Source organism: Sulfurimonas sp. RIFOXYD2_FULL_34_21 (genome assembly GCF_001830805.1).
Classification (GTDB): domain Bacteria; phylum Campylobacterota; class Campylobacteria; order Campylobacterales; family Sulfurimonadaceae; genus Sulfurimonas.
Genome location: NZ_MICH01000010.1, coordinates 348,553 through 363,397, shown reverse-complemented (window position 1 = coordinate 363,397; position 14,845 = coordinate 348,553). Strand labels below are relative to the sequence as shown.

The window sequence follows — 14,845 nt, the reverse complement described above, 5'->3', positions numbered from 1 at the left end:
TTTAATGCAGGATATTTAGCTATTGCTTTTTTTAGCACTTTTAACATATGCTTATAATGACCTCTTGATAAACTTATACCGGTAGGTTAAACTTAATATTAAATAATAATTTATTTTATAAAAAAAAGTGGTTATAATCCCCACCCATTGTTCTATTTTTCATAAGAAGGTTTAGGAATGAAAAGCTTAAAAGATTTAACGATATCGACAAAAAAAGATAGTGTTGAGCCTACATGTAATGATGAGAAAACAAAAAAACAACTTTATGAGTTTAAAAGAATAGATCAAATAATCGATAAACATGTACTTCTCTCATACTCTGATTTAAAAGGGAATATAACACGTATAACCAAAGCATATTTAAATATTACAGGTTATAAAGAAGATGAATTGCTTGGTAAAAATCACAGAGTATTAAAACATGTAAGCAGTGATAAAAATTTAATAAAAGATTTATGGGAAAACATTTCAAAAGATATACCTTGGAGAGGAGAGTTTCAAAATCTCAAGAAAGACGGGACACTTTTTTGGGTAAAAGCGGTAATAGAGCCCCTTTACGATGAAAATGGTGTTAAAATAGGTTACAGTGCTGTTAAAGAGGACATTACCGATAGAAAAAAAGTTGAAGAGTTGTCTATTACGGATATGCTTACCGGACTATATAACAGACGACATTTTTCTGATATTTTATCAAGAGAGATGGAACGCGCAAAAAGAAAGGGAGTCAATTTTTGTCTTATTATGGCTGATATAGACTATTTTAAGCAGTATAATGATTTTTACGGTCATCAAGCGGGAGATGATATTTTAAAAATAGTTGCAAAGCAGTTAATGTTATCGGCAGGAAGAGGAAATGATTTTGTTTTTAGAATAGGTGGGGAAGAGTTTGCAATTATTACTTCACACATGAGTGATGACGATGTTTTTTTATATGTCGATAGTATAAGAAAGAGTATTGAAAGCTTAAAAATAACTCATGCAAGAAACAAAGTTTCAGATTTTATTACTGCATCATTTGGAGTTATTAATTTTACAGATTCTACGCAATCTTTAAGTACAGATGAAATTTATAATATAGTTGAACGGAATTTATATGATGCTAAAAGAGAGGGTAGGAACAGAGTTATTTTTTATAAAAATAAGATAGATAAAAATGAGTACTGCAATATTGATAAACTGACTAAGTTGCCCGATAGAATAGAGCTGTATAAAGCGATAAAAAGAGTAAAAAACGACTCAATGCTTATGATAGTGTCTATAAATGATTTTAGTTACTTAAAAGAGCAATATGAAGCGGAGTTATTAGATGAACTATTAATAGAAAAATCTAAAGACTTAAGAAGAGTTATTTTAGATCAGGATACGTTTTTATTTAGGCTAAACATTAATGAATTTGCATTTTTGATAACTAAGGAGAGTCAATTTGAGAAGTATCTCTCATTAATGGAGTATGCAATTTTGCAAAATACGGTTTGTGATGTATATTACAAAGATACAAAATGCAAAATAGCCGTCAATTACACAATCGGAATAGCTTACGGAAGAGAAAAAGTTTTAAATATGGCAAATTTGGCTCTTCAAAAAGCTGCTAAAACCACAAAAGGGTTTTATATATACAAAACTGAATCAAATATAAAAGAGATGAAGCAAAGTACATTAGAGAAGTTAAATATTTATAAAGAAGCATTGGAGAACGATAGAATTGTTCCATATTTCCAACCTATTGTAGATATAAAAACAGAAAAAATTGTCAAATATGAAGCACTTGCAAGATTGATTGACGAAGATGGTAATGTATTATCTCCATATATGTTTTTAGAAGCTGCAAAAGAAGATAAAACTTGGGAATATTTCACTAGGCAAATGCTAGGCAAAGTATTTGATATCTATTCTAAAAACTCCGTAGATATTGCCATAAACTTAACCTATGAAAATATAAGTTCTCCTACTCTTGTTGCGTATATTACAAATCGTCTTGATTTATACGGCGGAGAGAGGATAACTTTTGAAATAGTAGAATCTGAAGATATAGAGGATTATGATCTTCTTGGAGAGTTTATTCTTTTTGTAAAAGGTTACGGATGTAAGATTGCAATTGACGATTTTGGCAGCGGATACTCAAACTTTACAAATATTATAAAACTACATACCGACTTTTTAAAACTTGACGGAACTATAATAGAACATTTAAGCATAGATAAGAATGTAGAAATTATGGCTAAATCTTTAATAAATTTTGCAAAAGAGACAAATATACAAACGATAGCCGAGTTTGTCAGCTCTAAAGAGATAGCAAAACATGTAAAAGAACTTGGTATTGACTTTGTTCAAGGTTATGAATACGGAAAACCCAAAAGTGCAGAGTTTTACGGGCTTAATACCTGATAAGTCTTTTTAAACTTATCTTTGTAACTGCACTTTTTGCAAAGCTCTTCAACCGCTTTTGAATTCCTAAACCCCTCTATCATCTCTTGTGCTCTTTTTGAGTTTAGTATATCTTCTAGCGTTTCATCATTTAGATTTCCCAATGCTATAACTCCGTCTCCATCAAGACAACAAGGTACGACTGTTGCATTTGCAAGTATGCCAATGTGCGATTTTAGTCCATAACATGTAGCATCGCTTTCATGTGATGAGTTTAGAGACGGCCACTCAAAATAGCTATCAAAATTCAGCAACACTTTTGGGGCAAGACGAATTGATTTTATTTTATCTTTATATATCTCTTTAGTTTCAAGCTCGGTGTTAAAAAAAGAGTTTAATCTCTCAAACAAAAGCTCGTTATACTCTGCTTCGCTTTGTTTATCATCAAGATTCCAAAGACGCAGATTTATAAAAGGTTTGGGATAATCTTTTATTTTGTGTAAACATGTATCTAACACATTTTTTATATATTCGCTAAAAGGCATATTTAGACTGTTTTTATTGTAACTGTTTAAAGAGATATTGAGCTGACGCACCGCTTTATGAAAAAGCGTTTTTACTTTTATTCTGCCTAGATAATATCCGCTTGTGGTAAGTTCTACTTCAAATCCGTATCTATCTGCGATATCAAGATAATCTTGTAAATTTGAAAGAGTTAGCGGGTCTCCCATGACGTGAAAAGCAAGAACTTTTGTGTAATGGCGAAGCTGAATTAAAATTTTTTCAAACAAATCAAGCGGCATAGTCTTAGAAGCATTTACTTTCGGCGGACAAAAACTACATGCAAGGCCACAGATATTTGTTATCTCAATATTGACACGGTTAAAATGCACTATTCATACCTTAGCGCATCTATCGGGTTCATATTTGCCGCTTTTTTTGCCGGAATAATTCCAAAAATAATGCCGATAAGCATAGAGAATATAAGTGCGACTACCGTTATTAAAGGGTCAATAATCATTATTATATCGATACTTTTTGCTACTCCTATCGTAATTGCAATACCCGTAATTACTCCTATAACTCCGCCTATACCGGAGAGCACTATTGCTTCTATGATAAACTGCACAAGTATATCTTTTGGCATTGCCCCTATCGCCATTCTAATACCTATCTCCCTTGTTCTCTCGGTTACAGAGACAAGCATAATGTTCATAATGCCGATTCCGCCCACTACAAGAGAGATAGCAGCTACCGCTCCTAACATTACGGTAAGCATGGATGTTATCTCACTGATTGTATCTATAAGAGATGTCATGCTATGTATCCTAAAGTTATCATCATCGCTCTCTTTTAGATTTCGTTGCTCTCTTAAAATATATCTTATTTGTGATTTTGCCTGTTCTAGCGGAAAATTCTCTTTTACTGAAGCCGTAATCATCGAGACGTTCTTATTTCCGGCAATGCGACGCCCAAAAGTTTTTATAGGCAAAATTACGACATCGTCTTGATCTCTTCCAAACGCATTTGCTCCTTTTGGTTCAAGAACGCCTATTATCTCACATGTAAAGTTCTTTATACGTATCTTTTCTCCAAGAATGGACGTTTTGTCGCTAAAGAGATTTTCAACTATCGTATTTCCCAAAATGCAGACATTTTTGCCTGTTCTTATCTCATCTTTTTCAAAATAGCTTCCCTCTTTAAGGTTCCAATTTTGCACCTTAAAATAGTCGTTATTGACCCCTGTAATGCTTGTTTGATAATTTTTGTCTTTGTATAAAACACCCATAGTCGAGGTTGAAATCGGGCTAATAGCTTCAAGAGTAAAAATAGAAGACTTAAGAACTTCGATATCTCTTATATTAAAAGGTATAGATACATGTGCTTCTCCGGGCTTATAGCTTTGTCCCTGCATTATATGAAGAGTATTGCTTCCTAAGCGGCTGACACTTTTAGTGATAGACTCACTTGCACCTTTGCCTATATTTACCATAGCAATAACGGATGCTATTCCTATGACAATGCCTATTGCCGTAAGAATCGAGCGCATCATGTTTCTACGAATTTCACGTAAGGCTTGTAAAAAAGCACTAAGCAACATGTAAAAAATCCTTCTCGATTATGCCGTCACGAAGATAGATTGTTCTTGAAGCATAAGCTGCAATATCCTCTTCATGCGTAACCATAATTACAGTAATACCCTTTTTATTAAAATCACCGATAAGCTCCATTATCTCATGTCCGCGTTTTGTATCAAGATTTCCTGTTGGCTCATCCACTATCAAAATTTTAGGCTCTGTAACGATTGCTCTAGCAATCGCAACGCGTTGTTGCTGACCGCCTGAGAGTTGGCTTGGTTCATGGTTTATATGTGATTCAAGACCTACGCTACGAAGCGCTTTAGTTGCTCTTGCTTTGCGCTCACTCGCATTTACTCCCTTATATATAAGAGGCATCTCTACATTTTCTAATGCAGATGTTTTTTTTGAGAGATTAAATCCTTGAAAAACAAAGCCCAAAACATTACGTCTAAATAGTGCACGCTGCTCTTTTGACAAATTTGTCATATCTGTGCCGAAAAATTCGTAACTTCCGCTGCTTGAGACGTCAAGTGCGCCTAATATATTTAATAGCGTTGATTTGCCGCTTCCGCTTGGTCCCATTATAGCTACAAATTCGCCATCTTTTATTTCAAGATTTATCCCCTTTAAAACCTCGGTTGCAGCTTCGCCGTCGCCGTATATTTTGGAAATATTTGTAAGTTTAATCACTTCTTTTTTTCCTGAGCAAGAATAATAAAATCGTCTATTTTTAGCTCATTTGAAGCAATTGCAACCTTAGAACCGCTACTTCCTAAAATCTTGACATAAACTTTTTTTGCCTCATCATTTTCTAAAATCCAGATATGAGGTTTTTGGTCAACTTTACTACTGTTTTTAGTACTTCCAAATAGCGATAAACTCTTTTTTGTTTTTGGTTCAATTGGAGTATAAACTAGCGCCGCTCTTGATATAACAAAGTTATCTTTGATTGTTTTTGTAGTGATATCTGCATCGACGCTCATTCCCGGTTTTAACAACATGTCGTTATTCTCAACGTCCATAATAGTTTTGTAAGTTACTACTCCGTCTTGAATTTCAGAATTAACGCGTATCTTTTTTATAACTGCATTAAAGGTTTTCTCAGGATAGGCATCTACGCTAAATGTCGCTATTTGCCCCTCTTTTATCTTTGCAATATCTGCTTCGTCAATACTTACTTGAAGCTCCATTTTCGTCAAATCTTTAGCAATAGTAAATAGTACCGGTGTTTGAAAAGAGGCTGCTACCGTTTGTCCCGGATCTACTTTACGTACCAAAACGATACCTTCAACAGGCGAATAGATAGTAGTTCTCTCAAGGTCGTAATTTGCAGAAACTAGTGATTGTTTTGACTGGTTTACCTGAGCTGATGCATTTGAGACTTGAGCTTTTGCCGCTAAGTAATTTGCCAAATCGCTCTCCCAATCTTTTTGGGAAGGCAAAACGCCTTTTGTAGAATTTCTTAAACTTTTATTACGCTCAATAGTTGCTTCTTCTTTACTTAGTTGTGCTTTTGCATTTTGCAAAGATGCTTCCGCCGCACTTAGAGAGGCACTTGCTTTATCAACGAGACTTTGATATTTTGTTTTATCCAGTCTTGCAATAATCTGACCTTTTTTAACCAAATCATTATAATCAACATAAACCTCTTTAATAGTTCCGGAGACTTCCGTTCCTACATCTATACGCTCTAGCGGCTCTAAATAACCGGTTGCAAAAACCGTGAGGATAAGAGTATCTTTAGCTAGAGGCTGGGTAATATATTTGTAGTCGCTCTCTTTTTCTTTTTGCATAAAAAACAGATATGCTCCAATACCGACACTAAGTACTAATAGTATAAAAACAATTTTTAGTTTCCATGTAGTGCTTTTATAAGCCGTAATTTTTTGCATCTCTTGCATCTATTCTCCTAGTGTTTCACGTCAAAATAGAGTGAAATTTTTTCTATTAATATATTGTAATGCTGCATCTCTTTTTCTAACTCTTCGATATCAACGGAGTTTTTTAAAGACTCCAGCTCAAATGAAGACTTATACCCTGCATCTACCTGACTCTTTGTAAAACCGTAAAGCTCGTTATATAGTTTTAACATGTCATTCGTTACTTCAATTTTTTCCTCATAACTTGCAATTGTATCAATTCGCATCTCATACTCTTGCTCTAATTCAACTTTGCGGTCTAAATATGTTGTTTTGGTTTGTAGCATCTGCAAATAATCAGACTCTACAGCACTTTTGTAGTTAATATCTAGCGGCATACTTAACATAGCGCCGTAGCGATAATTATCGCCGTTATAATCATATGTGTCGCTTGTGTTGTCATTGTAACTATAAGAGGCGTTTAGTGTAAGTTTTGGTAAATAAGAAGAGCGGGTAGTTTTTAATGCGGCATTGTCACTTTCCCCTTTTGCTTCATATTTTAAAAGTTCAAGATGATGATTTAGGTACTGCGATTTTGAGATAAGGTCAATATCGGGCAATATAATTTGGTCTATATCTTTATCATTGCTTACAAGTTGTTTAATCTCGTGCATCTCATTTTGAAGAAGATTTTTTGCGGCGATAAGATCGCTCAAAGAGTGCTTTTTATCAATTCCTGCGCGATTTAACTCTGTTATATCTGCACTTCCTACTTTGTATTTTTCTTTTATAATAAGAAGATCAATATCACGGTTTTTAAGTACAAGTTCACTCTGTTGCAGTTTTAGAGTATCTCTTTTTATCTTAGATAAAAGTGTGTAAAACTGCTTTAAATAATTTGCTTCTTCAATATCTATACCAAACAGATTTGTTCTGCCTAAAGCCTCGGCATTTTCTATACTATAAAGTATCCCTCCGCTTCTAAAAACATCTTGACTCCAGCTTATACCCGCACTGCTTGTTCGGCTATCGTTGCCGAGTGTATCTTTAGAGTTATTTAGTGAAGCTTGCAGTATCAATGGAGAAATCCAGCTGTTTTTTTGAAAATCGATATCTTGTGAAATTTTTTGTCGCTTTAATTTTAAAAGCTCAATTTTTTCTTCACTAAGAGGAAGTTCGTTTGCATAGCCAAAGCCTAAAAAGAGAAGCAGATAAATAATTTTTTTCAAAAAGTGACCTTAGTTTTTCAGTAGTATACATCTATTTTGCTCAAAATTATTTTACACTACGCTATAAGAGATATATTAATAAAAACTTAAATCAAATAAATAATTATAAAGCAGTAAGAAAAGTAAAAGTTAAATCAGATAAAATTACTCCGATTTAAAAATTTAGAGCGTAATGCGTTCTTACCAAAGGAAACAAAATGAAAAAAATCATTTTAGCAATCACATTGACATTAGGTGCTCTCCAAGCTGACGACATAGTACATTACGATACTAAAGAGACTAAGACTCCAATTAGCAAGCCAAATCACCCAAACACAGAAATTTATTAATTAAATATCTGTAAATTTTATTTCTCCTTCTAAAACAGGTGAATTTGACCTGTTTTAGTGACATTCATCAAGTTATTCTCTACTTCACATACACCTTTTTTAAAATAGTAATCATACTCTCAACTGCATTTTTTGTTGTCGTCTCATGCACAGTGTGGTAACCGATTGTCGGTATTTGCAAGGTTGTTCCTTGAATTTCACCTTTTGATGCATGTATAAGCCTTCCAAGCTCGGTTGTACCCAAAGATACTTTATTGCCGTTTTTAAGCATTTTATCTTTTAAATAGGTATCTTTAAAACTATATTTTATCCCTTCTTTTACGGCTATTTTTTTTATTTTATTTTTAAGAGGGGATCTAAATACGGCATTTGAATCTCTATGTCTTAGTACTATATCTATATTTTTAATCTCGTCTAAAGTCGGATAGGGACTTGTATCAAGGACAAGAAGTTCATTAGTTTTTATGTCAAATCTTCTAAACCACTCCAGTAAAAACCTCCAACTTCTTCCCGCTTCTTCAGATGCCGTAAAAAAAGCCGTTCCTTGATAACCGATACTGTACATGTAGATAATAATTGCTATGCTTATTACATTGTCTAATTGTGCAGAGATTAAATCATCTTTAATTTCTAGTTTATCGGTAAATGCTATGGGAGTTCCAGGTAAAAGGTAGTCAAAACCATCTATTTTAAAGATAATATTATTTCTTCTTTGGCAGAGATAAGCGTCTTTAATCGAGCCTAGACCAAGATAGGTTCCTGACCACGGTTGATAGGCTTGAACTTTTTCATCAACAAATCTTGCGGTAAAGTTGTGTAAAAGTTGTTCTGAGTTTGAATCGCCTGTTAAGTCGGCTTTATTTTTTGCGATAAAAGCGGCGTATTGAAACTCATTATGTCCTGTACATATAAGCCCATGTCTGTCGGTATGAGCAGAAATATATCCGCTTTGAGGTTCGCTTCCTTTTGCTACAAGTACACCGTCATAATACTCAACAGTCACACCAAGTTCTTCTAGTTCTCTTTTTATAAACATAAAAAAAGGGTGCTCGGCACCGACTACGCTGGGAATGCGGATAAGTTGTTTTAATATATCGTAAAAGAGTTCCATATTCACTCTATTATCTCCTCACAAATTAGTTCAAAAAGTTCACTTATCTCGACTACATTTTCATTAAAATATTCAATTTTATTATCTAAAACTTCAAGCTCATCTATAAAAACAATAATCGGTAATGTTTTAACTCTTTTTTTCACGCTCCGATGCTGTCTTTTTTTAGTTTTCTTTTTTTAGGATTTATTTCACATTTCGGGCTTACATTTTTTGCAATATAGTCCATTATTTTTCCGGCTATATCAATTTTTGTTGATTTTTCAATTCCCTCTAATCCGGGTGAAGAGTTTACTTCCATTACAAGCGGTCCTCTGGATGATGGTATCATGTCAACTCCGCAGATTCCAAGACCCATGGCTTTTGCAGCTGCGAGAGCTGTCGCTTTTTCTCTTCTTGTAAGCTTATGCGCCGTTGCACTTCCGCCTTGATGCAGGTTTGATCTAAAATCACCCTCCGCACCTTGACGTTTCATAGCTCCGATAATCTCTCCGCCGACTATAAAAACTCTGATATCTGCTCCGCCTGCTTCTTCTATATACTCTTGAACAAGCAAGTTAACATCCATTCCGTAAAATGCATCAAGTACCGACTTTGCCGCTTTTTCGCTATCAACCAAAACTACACCGACACCTTGAGTTCCTTCTAATATTTTAAGAACCAAAGGAGCACCTCCGCTAAGAGCTATAACATCTTTTGCACTAGACTTGTTTGATGCAAAAACAGTTTTTGGCATATCAACCCCGTTTTTAGATAATATTTGAAGGCTTCTTAATTTGTCTCTGCTTCTTTTAATCGCCAACGAACCGGTAGCACTAAATACGTCCATCATCTCAAAGTGTCTTACCATCGCTGTGCCGTAAAAGGTTCTACTTGCCCCTATTCTAGGTATTATAGCATCAGGAGTTGGTAGTTCTTTTCCGAGATAGTTTACTTTAAGCTCATCTTTCATAATCTCGATACTGCATTTTAAATAATCAATAACTCTTACTTCCCACCCTCTTTTTTCGGCAGATTCTACTAATCTTTTTGTCGAATATAAATCTTTATTTCTAGATAGTACATAAACTCTCATTCTTGCCTCTTTTTTATAGTTGTTTTGTAAGATATTCTTGTGAAACATCGACTAAAAATTTATTTGCCAAAAACTTTCTTCCTATGAGCATCGGGTACTTCATATCTGAGCGGTCAGTTAGAGATATTACAGTCATGTAATCTTTACCGAAAAAATTAACTTTTACTTTTATTGAAGGTCTTAACTGCACTTTTCCGTTTGAACTTTTAACTCTTTTCATCTGATAAAGAGGAACGCTAACTTTTTTTCCATGATATGCAGTATGCACTTCATCAAGTAATTTAAAGTGAACGATACCCTCTTTATCTACATGTATATCATCACAATGAATAGCATTAGAATCTGCACCGGTATCTACTTTTGCATCAAGATCATATAGCTGTAAATCAGGGATTGATATAACCTCCGTACACCCAATTATTTTCTTTTTTAGCATAATACAAATCCAATATTTTATATAAATTATAACATATAAAATTAGTAAAATTTTTTAAATAAATATAAATAATATTAAGATTATTTTTAGCAAATTTTTTTTTATTTATGAGTATAATTTTGTTTAAATAAAAATTTAGATTCGGGTAATAGTTGCTTTTGTGCCAATAAATTGTTTTGTAAAAACATAGTTAATCCACGTAAATGTGGGTATATTTGTTAAGAGGGCAAATATGACTTTTAAAGATTTAGAGTTCTTGTTAGAATTGAGCGGAGTTATGAAAAAAGATATCGAATATATATTGGATTTTGCTAAAAAAAACGGTATAGAAAAAGAGTTGATTGATGATGAGCTTGGTAAATTAGGGTATGAAAGAATACTTGAAAATGAATCAGATGATTCTTGGGATGATGATGACTATGGACATGTAGAAAAATTTCCACATAGAAATAAGTTTTCAGAGGATTACGATTAATGACAAATAAGGCTCTTGTAGCTAAATATTATGAGATGTGGAACTCGCAAAAATTTGATGTTGCTAATATTATCTTCAGTGATGATATTCACTTTCACGGCTCTATTGGAATAGAAACAGTCGGTATTGAGCAATTTAAAGGTTATGCAAACACTATACTTGGTGCATTTCCAAATCTATATCATGCTGTGGAAATTGTGGTTGCTGAGGATTCTCTTGTCGCTGTTTATGTTACCTACAGCGGTACTCACAAAGGAAAACTTTTTGAGTATGAACCTACAAACAATAGAATAAACTATTCCGGCGCATCTTTTTTTACTATAAAAGATGGAAAAATAACTGATATAAAGGTACTCGGAGATAGATACTCTTTATATAGTCAAATCAACTCATGAACTTAACGTCAACAACACTGTTTACATGTTGTTGGCTTTTGGCTCAAAAATAGTTCCTAGTACATGTTTGTCTTTGAGAAGAAAAGACTCTGCCGCACTTAAGTCAAAACCATTACATAAAAACATTCTTTTGCCTCGTTTAATCAAATAATCAGCAGCTTTTAGTTTTGTAACTATACCGCCTGTCGCAAACTCATTATTTGGTGTCGAGGTGTCTATCAATGTACTTGCCGGTAGTTCATTTACAGTTTTATAAATGTTTGCATCTTTAAATTCTTGAGGATTTTTATCGTAATAACCGTCAATATCGCTCAATATAACCAATAAATCAGCATCTATGGAATATGCCACGTTAGCCGATAACTGGTCATTATCGCCAAATAGCTGTTCAGGTGTTGAAGTTATGTCATTTTCATTAACAATAGGCAAAATACCGTTTTCTAAGTGGGCATTTATAATCTCTTGAAACATTTTGGTGCGTTTCCTTGAATCAAAATCATCTTCCGTCAACAATATTTGCGCAGTATGGATATTATAAATATCAAATTTCTTTTTATATGCAGTCATTAAAATAGGTTGTCCGGCAGCAGCTAGTGCTTTTTTGCCAATCTGTTTTCTTTTGTCAAGCTTTAGTGTTGAATATCCAGCGGCTACTGCACCGGAAGTAACCAACACAACATCATACTTTTTTTTAAGCATGGCAATAAGTGTTACAAGATTTAACATACGCTCTTTTGCTATATTATTATTTTGCGTTAGAACGGCAGTACCGACTTTTATCACAATTCTTTTCATAAATTTTCCCTTATTTTTCAGTTTTGATTAAATATTATTTTAAGGTAATGAGAGTTTAACGTCTCTTATTGTATCTACTTAAAGGTTTAGTTTTTATTACATGTTTAGATTAAAAGATAGATTAGCTATAATTGCGCATGTCAAAATTTAAAGTTCATTCACCCTATTCTCCAGCCGGCGATCAGCCTACAGCCATAAAAACCTTAAGTGATTCCATATTAAAAGGCAACCGTTATCAAGCTCTCGAAGGAGTTACTGGAAGCGGCAAAACTTACACTATGGCAAGCGTTATAGAAAAAGTGCAGATGCCAACAATCATTATGACGCACAACAAAACTTTGGCTGCTCAGTTATACAGTGAATTTCGTCAATTTTTTCCAAATAATCATGTAGAGTACTTTGTAAGCTATTACGACTACTACCAGCCTGAAGCTTATATACCCCGTCAAGATTTATTTATAGAAAAAGACAGCTCAATCAATGACGAACTTGAACGTCTAAGACTCTCCTCAACCGCTAATCTGCTAAGTTACGATGATGTTATAGTCGTGGCTTCCGTTTCTGCAAACTACGGTTTAGGAGATCCGCAAGAGTACGAAAAGATGGTTCAGGTTGTAGAGACAGGCGATGAGATTTCACAAAAAAAACTTCTTCACAGACTAGTTGAGATGGGCTATAGTCGTAATGACACCTACTTTGACAGTGGTCATATCCGCGTAAACGGGGAGAGTTTGGATATCTATCCGCCCTATTTTGAGCAAGAAGCTATCCGAATAGAGTTTTTCGGCGATGAGATTGAGGCTATTTATACCTTTGATATCATAGACAATAAACGCCTTGAAGAGCATAAAAAATTTACAATTTATGCAACCTCGCAGTTTAGCGTAACACAAGAGAAGATGTCGGTAGCAATTAAACGCATAGAAGAGGAGCTTGATGATAGGCTTGCATACTTTCAAAAAGAAGGTAAGCTTGTAGAGTATCAGCGTCTTAAACAAAGAGTTGAGTTTGATTTGGAAATGCTTCAAACTACGGGAATGTGCAAAGGAATAGAGAACTATTCAAGACTTCTGACAAACAAAAAACCAGGAGAAGCTCCATATACGCTTTTGGACTATTTTGAGCTTCATCACAAAGAGTATCTAGTAATCGTAGATGAATCACATGTATCACTTCCTCAGTACCGCGGAATGTATGCGGGGGATAGAGCCAGAAAAGAGGTTTTGGTAGAGTACGGCTTTCGTCTGCCTAGTGCGCTCGATAACAGACCATTGATGATAGATGAGTACATCAATAAAGCTCCGCACTATCTATTTGTTTCCGCTACACCTTCAAAATATGAACTTGAACTCTCCAACGTTTGTGCAAAGCAGATTATCCGTCCAACTGGGCTTTTAGACCCGATTTTAGAGATAAAAAGCTCCGATAATCAGGTAGAAGATATACATGATGAGATAAAAAAAATTATCGTAAAAAATGAACGAGTTCTTATAACGGTTCTTACAAAAAAAATGGCGGAAGCACTCACGAAATATCTGGCAGATTTGGGCATAAAAGTACAATATATGCACTCGGATATAGACACTATAGAGAGAAATCAGATAATCCGTTCTCTGCGCCTTGGAGAGTTTGATGTTCTTATCGGAATAAATCTTCTTCGTGAAGGGCTTGATTTGCCCGAAGTCAGTCTTGTAGCAATTTTAGACGCAGATAAAGAGGGATTTTTAAGAAGTGAGACTGCTCTTATTCAGACAATCGGTCGAGGGGCTAGAAACTCTAATGGCAGAGTAATTTTATATGCAAATAAAATTACAGGTTCAATGCAAAGAGCAATCGATGTTACAAACGCAAGAAGAGAGAGACAAAAAACATTTAACGAGAAAAACAACATTACGCCGACAACTACTATCCGCAAACTTGATGAAAATCTAAAAGTGGAAGATTACGGCGGTATTTACCAAAAGAATAAAAAAATGGATAAAATACCGCCATCGGAGAGAAAAGCCATGATAAAAGAGCTATCTCTTAAAATGAAGGCTGCCGCTAATGAGTTAAACTTTGAAGAGGCTGCAAGACTTCGTGACGAGATAACAAAAATTAAAAAACTTTAGGGAGTTTACTATAATATGGAAGATACTTTTAGCAACTTAGCTACTTACGGGTATATAGGACTTTTTCTATACTCGCTAGGCGGCGGGTTTGTAGCACTTATAGGAGCCGGAGTTTTATCATTTATGGGTAAAATGGATTTAACTCTATCTATCTCTATAGCTTTTATTGCCAATGCCCTAGGAGATTTTATGCTCTTTTATATGGCGAGATATCAAAAAAGTATGATGATGGAAGGACTGCGTAAACATAGACGAAAACTTGCTCTTGCTCATATTATGATGAAAAAAAACGGTTCGTGGATAATCTTAATCCAAAAGTTTGTCTATGGCATCAAAACACTTATTCCCATTGCAATAGGACTTACAAAATATGACTTTAAAAGATTCGCGGTTTTAAATATATTAAGCTCTGGTGCATGGGCTTTAATATTTGGTTTTGGAAGTTACTATTCGGGAAGTTTTCTGATTAAAGTAGCTGAGACGATTGGCGATAAACCTTGGATAGCACCTATTATATTGGTAGTCGTAGGTGGAGCTTTATGGCTTTATATGACTCAAGCCACAAAGAAAAAAGCTAGATAACCT

Annotated in this window: 16 protein-coding genes; 6 read left to right on the top strand and 10 right to left on the bottom strand. The window is 34.4% G+C overall.

The genetic code is table 11. The annotated features are described in order from the left end of the window. Positions 1 to 177 precede the first annotated feature (177 nt). Positions 178 to 2,385: an EAL domain-containing protein gene (locus tag A2530_RS07460; protein ID WP_294884670.1), complete on the top strand. Its 2,208-nt coding sequence runs from the start codon at positions 178 to 180 to the stop codon at positions 2,383 to 2,385. Here A2530_RS07460 and A2530_RS07455 read toward each other — a convergent pair. Genes A2530_RS07455 through A2530_RS07435 form a run of 5 tightly spaced genes read right to left on the bottom strand, consistent with a single transcriptional unit; the run spans position 2,367 to position 7,533 of the window. Continuing rightward, positions 2,367 to 3,257 carry a radical SAM/SPASM domain-containing protein gene (locus tag A2530_RS07455; RefSeq protein ID WP_294884672.1) on the bottom strand — a complete coding sequence of 297 codons (891 nt, stop codon included), beginning with the start codon at positions 3,255 to 3,257 and terminating at the stop codon, positions 2,367 to 2,369. The genes A2530_RS07460 and A2530_RS07455 overlap by 19 nt on opposite strands. Next, positions 3,257 to 4,465, bottom strand: a complete 1,209-nt coding sequence (locus A2530_RS07450) for an ABC transporter permease (RefSeq protein ID WP_294884673.1) — start codon at positions 4,463 to 4,465, stop codon at positions 3,257 to 3,259. Before A2530_RS07450 ends, A2530_RS07455 begins: the two co-directional genes overlap by 1 nt. Next, positions 4,455 to 5,135, bottom strand: coding sequence for an ABC transporter ATP-binding protein (locus A2530_RS07445; RefSeq protein ID WP_294884675.1), 681 nt, complete (start codon positions 5,133 to 5,135; stop codon positions 4,455 to 4,457). Before A2530_RS07445 ends, A2530_RS07450 begins: the two co-directional genes overlap by 11 nt. After that, positions 5,132 to 6,346, bottom strand: a complete 1,215-nt coding sequence (locus tag A2530_RS07440; RefSeq protein ID WP_294884677.1) for an efflux RND transporter periplasmic adaptor subunit — start codon at positions 6,344 to 6,346, stop codon at positions 5,132 to 5,134. The genes A2530_RS07445 and A2530_RS07440 overlap by 4 nt, the downstream gene beginning before the upstream one ends. 8 nt (positions 6,347 to 6,354) lie before the next feature. After that, a complete protein-coding gene (locus tag A2530_RS07435; protein WP_294884679.1) occupies positions 6,355 to 7,533 on the bottom strand; it encodes a TolC family protein in 1,179 nt (392 codons plus the stop codon). 197 nt (positions 7,534 to 7,730) lie between these two features. Here A2530_RS07435 and A2530_RS07430 point away from each other — a divergent pair, with 197 nt between their 5' ends. Further along, positions 7,731 to 7,862 (top strand): hypothetical protein, encoded by a 132-nt coding sequence (locus A2530_RS07430; protein WP_294884681.1) that lies wholly within the window; start codon positions 7,731 to 7,733, stop codon positions 7,860 to 7,862. A 79-nt stretch (positions 7,863 to 7,941) separates the two neighbouring features. Here the strand turns inward: A2530_RS07430 and A2530_RS07425 are convergent, their stop codons facing one another. Genes A2530_RS07425 through A2530_RS07410 form a run of 4 tightly spaced genes read right to left on the bottom strand, consistent with a single transcriptional unit; the run spans position 7,942 to position 10,484 of the window. Then, positions 7,942 to 8,973 carry a peptidase M42 gene (locus A2530_RS07425; RefSeq protein ID WP_294885147.1) on the bottom strand — a complete coding sequence of 344 codons (1,032 nt, stop codon included), beginning with the start codon at positions 8,971 to 8,973 and terminating at the stop codon, positions 7,942 to 7,944. 2 nt (positions 8,974 to 8,975) lie between these two features. Next, a complete protein-coding gene (locus A2530_RS07420; RefSeq protein ID WP_294884683.1) occupies positions 8,976 to 9,119 on the bottom strand; it encodes a hypothetical protein in 144 nt (47 codons plus the stop codon). After that, positions 9,116 to 10,048 (bottom strand): 30S ribosomal protein S6--L-glutamate ligase, encoded by a 933-nt coding sequence (gene rimK / locus A2530_RS07415; RefSeq protein WP_294884684.1) that lies wholly within the window; start codon positions 10,046 to 10,048, stop codon positions 9,116 to 9,118. The genes A2530_RS07420 and rimK overlap by 4 nt, the downstream gene beginning before the upstream one ends. 13 nt (positions 10,049 to 10,061) lie before the next feature. Further along, entirely contained in the window at positions 10,062 to 10,484 is a 423-nt protein-coding gene (locus A2530_RS07410) for a RimK/LysX family protein (protein WP_294884686.1), read from the bottom strand. 232 nt (positions 10,485 to 10,716) lie between these two features. Here A2530_RS07410 and A2530_RS07405 point away from each other — a divergent pair, with 232 nt between their 5' ends. Both A2530_RS07405 and A2530_RS07400 read left to right on the top strand, forming a co-directional pair. Beyond that, positions 10,717 to 10,959: a hypothetical protein gene (locus A2530_RS07405; RefSeq protein ID WP_294884688.1), complete on the top strand. Its 243-nt coding sequence runs from the start codon at positions 10,717 to 10,719 to the stop codon at positions 10,957 to 10,959. After that, positions 10,959 to 11,354: an ester cyclase gene (locus A2530_RS07400; protein ID WP_294884689.1), complete on the top strand. Its 396-nt coding sequence runs from the start codon at positions 10,959 to 10,961 to the stop codon at positions 11,352 to 11,354. The genes A2530_RS07405 and A2530_RS07400 overlap by 1 nt, the downstream gene beginning before the upstream one ends. 21 nt (positions 11,355 to 11,375) lie before the next feature. Here A2530_RS07400 and proB read toward each other — a convergent pair whose 3' ends face one another. Continuing rightward, complete coding sequence (proB, locus tag A2530_RS07395; protein WP_294884691.1) at positions 11,376 to 12,149, bottom strand: glutamate 5-kinase; 774 nt, start codon at positions 12,147 to 12,149, stop codon at positions 11,376 to 11,378. A 137-nt stretch (positions 12,150 to 12,286) separates the two neighbouring features. Between proB and uvrB the strand changes: the two genes are divergently transcribed. Beyond that, positions 12,287 to 14,260, top strand: coding sequence for an excinuclease ABC subunit UvrB (gene uvrB / locus A2530_RS07390; protein WP_294884692.1), 1,974 nt, complete (start codon positions 12,287 to 12,289; stop codon positions 14,258 to 14,260). 15 nt (positions 14,261 to 14,275) lie between these two features. Continuing rightward, on the top strand, positions 14,276 to 14,842 hold the full coding sequence (locus tag A2530_RS07385; protein ID WP_294884694.1) for a DedA family protein: 567 nt from the start codon (positions 14,276 to 14,278) through the stop codon (positions 14,840 to 14,842). The last annotated feature ends 3 nt before the right edge of the window (positions 14,843 to 14,845 follow it).